Origin of the sequence: Cetobacterium sp., from assembly GCF_048470075.1 — a bacterium.
In the GTDB taxonomy this organism is placed as follows: Bacteria; Fusobacteriota; Fusobacteriia; order Fusobacteriales; family Fusobacteriaceae; genus Cetobacterium_A.
The window spans coordinates 1-4,322 of the sequence record NZ_DBGBQB010000152.1; the positions used below are offsets into that span (position 1 = coordinate 1).

Genomic DNA, 4,322 nt, shown 5'->3' on the forward strand with positions numbered 1-4,322 from the left:
CTTTAAATATGTCAATGCTTAACTATTTCTTTGATATAGAAAATAAAGAGAGTAACAAAAGGTTATTTGATGGATTAGGTATTTCAAGAACAGATAAAATGAAGTATCAAGGTGAATACCCAGTTATATATATTAGCTTAAAAGATATAAAAGTTAGCAGCTGGATAGAGTGTTTAAAAGCATTAAAACATTTAATAAGTTCTTTATTTCAATCTAAAATATATATTAGAGAATCTTTAAATGAGATTCAAGCCAAAAACTTTAATGATATTTTAATGAAAAATGAAAATGCAGATTATTCAAATGCTTTGAAAGATTTATCTGGCTATTTAGAAAATCATTACAAAAAAAAAGTAATTATTTTAATAGATGAATATGATACACCATTAGTTACAGCGCATTCACAAGGATATTATAACGAAGCTATATTCTTCTTTCGTAATTTTCTGAGTGCAGCATTAAAAGGAAATCCATATTTAGAATTTGCTGTACTTACAGGAATATTGAGAATAGCAAAAGAAAGTATATTCTCAGGATTAAATAATATTACAGTGTCTACAATCTTAGATAATAATTTTAATTATTTTGGCTTAACTGAAAATGAGGTAGAAGAAGCTTTAAAGTATTATGAATTAGATTATGAACTAGAGGAAATTAAAAAATGGTACAACGGTTATAAATTTGGAGATAAGCTAGTTTATAATCCTTGGTCTATTATAAATTATATTAATAACAAAGAACTTAATCCTTATTGGATAAATACTAGTGATAATGCTTTAATAAAACAACTATTAGTTAAAAATGATAAAAAGGTATTTGAGGAGCTGGAGTTAATATTTAAAGGAGAATCAATCTGGGAAACAATTTCAGAAAATATAATATTTGATGATTTAAATAATATTAATACTTTATGGTCATTAATGCTATTTTCCGGATATTTAACATATGAAGAAATGAAAATATCTCTAATAACTGGTCTAAAATCATATTCATTAAAAATACCTAACCAAGAGATTAAAAGTTTCTTTAGACAAAGCTTCATAGAGACTTATACAAAAGGAGATGTTCACTTTTATGGAACTATGATGGAAGATTTGTTTTTAGGAAATTTAAATTCATTTATAAATAAATTTAAAAAAATGTATATGTCAGCAGTGAGTTACCATGATACTGGAGATAGCGAAAAATACTATCACCACTTTATGTTAGGAGTTCTTTTAACTTTAGGTGATAAGTATGTAATCACTTCTAATAGAGAAAGTGGCTATGGTAGATATGATATAGCTTTAGAACCTAAAGATAAGAATAACTATGGTTTAATATTTGAATTTAAAATAGGTGATAAAAACTCCATTGGAAAAAAAGCGAAGGAAGCTTTAGCCCAAATAAATGAAAAGAAATATGATATATCTATGAAAAATAATGGAGTATTAAAAGTAATAAAAATAGGAATGGCTTTTAGTGGGAAAGATGTTGCTATTGAAAGCGAAATTAATTAAATATTAAAATTAGAAAGAGGTCGTCCTTTAAGAGCGATCTTTTTTAATTTGGGGAGGAATTTATGAAATACTATTTACATAGAGTAGTAATGAAGAAATTTAAAAGCAGAAAGTGAGTATATGATAAGGGAGGGAATATAAAATTGGAATGATAGAAGAAGATATTCAAGAACTAGAGAGCAACATATTTAATAGATAAAAGTTAAATTAAAATAAAAAATATGATATACTTAAAAAAATGGTATAGTGAGGTGAAATAAGGATGGTTAAGAAAAAATTACCAGTAGGGCTAGATGACTTCAAAAAAGTAATAGAAAATAATTATTATTTCATAGATAAAACACTATTAATAAATGAATTATTAAATAAAAAATCAGAGGTAACATTATTACCAAGACCAAGAAGATTTGGGAAAACTTTAAATATGTCAATGCTTAACTATTTCTTTGATATAGAAAATAAAGAGAGTAACAAAAAGTTATTTGATGGGTTAGATATTTCAAGAACAGATAAAATGAAGTATCAAGGTGAATATCCAGTTATATATATTAGTTTAAAAGATATAAAAGTTAGCAGCTGGGAACTTTGCTTAGAAAAATTTACAAGTTTGATAAAAAAAAATACAAAAAATATGGACTTATTTTAGAAGAAAAAAGAGACGCACAGGAAAATTCACTTTTAAATTTATCAGAATATTTATATGAGAAATACAAAAAAAAAGTAATTATTTTAATAGATGAATATGATACACCATTAGTTACAGCGCATTCACAAGGATATTATAACGAAGTTATATTCTTCTTTCGTAATTTTCTGAGTGCAGCATTAAAAGGAAATCCCTACTTGGAATTTGCAGTGCTTACAGGAATATTAAGAATAGCTAAAGAAAGTATATTCTCAGGATTAAATAATCTCACTGTATCCACAGTTTTAGATAATAAGTACGGATACTTTGGCTTAACTGAAAATGAGGTAGAAGAAGCTTTAAAATACTATGAATTAGATTACGAGTTAAAAGAGGTCAAGAAATGGTATAATGGCTATAAATTTGGAGATAATTTGGTATACAATCCATGGTCTATTATAAATTACATTAATGATAAAGAGTTAAATCCATACTGGATAAATACGAGTGATAATGCTTTAATAAGACAACTATTAGATAAAAATGACTCTAAAGTATTAGATGATTTAAAAGCAGTTTTTAGTGGAAATGTGATCGAGGAAGTAATCACAGATAATATAGTGTTTTCTGATCTAGAAGATGTGGATACAATCTGGTCTTTAATGCTATTTTCAGGATATTTAACTTATGATGGAGCTGAAATCTCCGATATAACTGGAGCCAAAACATACTTTTTAAAAATTCCAAATTATGAAGTTCAATCATTTTTTAAAAATACTTTTATAAAAGAGTATAGTCATGGAAAAACGGCTATGTATTTTAAAATGCTTGAAGATTTGTATAAAGGTGATATGGATAAATTTGAATACAAGTTTAAAGAGCTATATCTATCAGCAGTAAGTTATCATGATGCTGGAGATAGTGAAAAATATTATCATCATTTTATGCTAGGACTTCTTTTAACTCTGGGTGATAAATATATAATAACTTCCAATAGAGAGAGTGGATATGGAAGATATGATATAGCTCTAGAACCTAAAGATAAGAGTAATTATGGTTTGATATTTGAATTCAAAATAGGAGATAAAAACTCTATTAAAGAGAAAGCTAGGGAAGCCTTAGCTCAAATAAACGAAAAGAAGTATAATATATCTATGAAAAATAATGGAGTGTCAAAAGTTATAAAAATAGGAATGGCTTTTAGTGGTAAAGATGTTGCTATTGAAAGCGAGATTAATTGACACTCCACACGACTGAAGTAGTGGGCTTTACGGCACTTTCTGTAAATCAGAGAGTTTCCTGAATTTAGTGTAAATTATAAAAATTAAATATATATATTTTACCTTCTTAGCTATTAATTTGTATAATTAAGTTAATAACTGAGGAGGTTTTTTTATGGCTAGAAAAAATTTAAAAGTAAATCCGCTTGTTAAACAATTAATCGAACAAAATAAGATTAAATCTGCTGATGATGCTCAAGATTTTATGAGTGCGACACGTTTCGTAATGAAAAGTTACGACATGTTAAAAGTAGCTTAGTATAAAGTGAAATAACAGAGAACTGTATTTTCGAGAAGTAGAGTGAAGGAGTAACGCTTAGTAAGAATTCGTGATATGAACTCGCTATACTGTTACAGGCAGTATCCAGCTTACAGGGCTATCGAAACTATAAGCGATATATTAAAAATTAAAGATGAAATAGTAAAACGAATTAAATATGATTTAAAGAGCAGATATACATCAGGAATGATTAAGAGAGTAGAGATACCAAAAGGAGATGGAGAATATAGACCGCTAGGAATACCTAATATCTATGATAGACCAGTGCAACTATGTTTTAAACAAATATTAGAACCAATAGTTGAAAAGAGTTTTCATAAAAATTCCTTTGGATTCAGACCACAACGCAGTGCAGAATGCGTATTTGAAGCTTTAGAGATTTTAAAAAATGACCTTCCTGGGTTTGCGCCAGCTCTTAGAAGTTGGTATACTAATTGGAGTGAATTATCGCATTTTTTTAATTTCCCTATGGAAATTAGAAAGATGATCTATACTACTAATATAATTGAAAGTTTAAATAGTCAGTTTAGAAAAGTTAGTAATTCTAGATCTATTTATCCTAGTGAAGATGCTTTATTAAAGGTTCTTTTTCTTTCTAGTAAAAATATTATGAAAAAGTGGAACCAAAAAGTCAGAGG

4 protein-coding genes and 1 pseudogene are annotated in these 4,322 nt (G+C 27.1%); all 5 read left to right on the top strand.

Going from position 1 to position 4,322, the window contains the following annotated elements:
- On the top strand, positions 1-1,499 hold a 1,499-nt coding region (locus tag ACMOUI_RS05340; RefSeq protein ID WP_418964703.1), incomplete at its 5' end, for an AAA family ATPase.
- A gap of 262 nt (positions 1,500-1,761) precedes the next feature.
- Positions 1,762-2,537 (top strand): annotated as a pseudogene (locus ACMOUI_RS05345) (AAA family ATPase); the annotation flags it as partial.
- A 531-nt stretch (positions 2,538-3,068) separates the two neighbouring features.
- Positions 3,069-3,365 (top strand): PD-(D/E)XK nuclease domain-containing protein, encoded by a 297-nt coding sequence (locus ACMOUI_RS05350; protein ID WP_418964706.1) that lies wholly within the window; start codon positions 3,069-3,071, stop codon positions 3,363-3,365.
- Between the two features lie 154 nt (positions 3,366-3,519).
- A complete protein-coding gene (locus ACMOUI_RS05355; protein WP_418964704.1) occupies positions 3,520-3,663 on the top strand; it encodes a hypothetical protein in 144 nt (47 codons plus the stop codon).
- Between the two features lie 75 nt (positions 3,664-3,738).
- The coding region (locus ACMOUI_RS05360; RefSeq protein ID WP_418964705.1) for a transposase at positions 3,739-4,322 on the top strand (584 nt) is incomplete at its 3' end.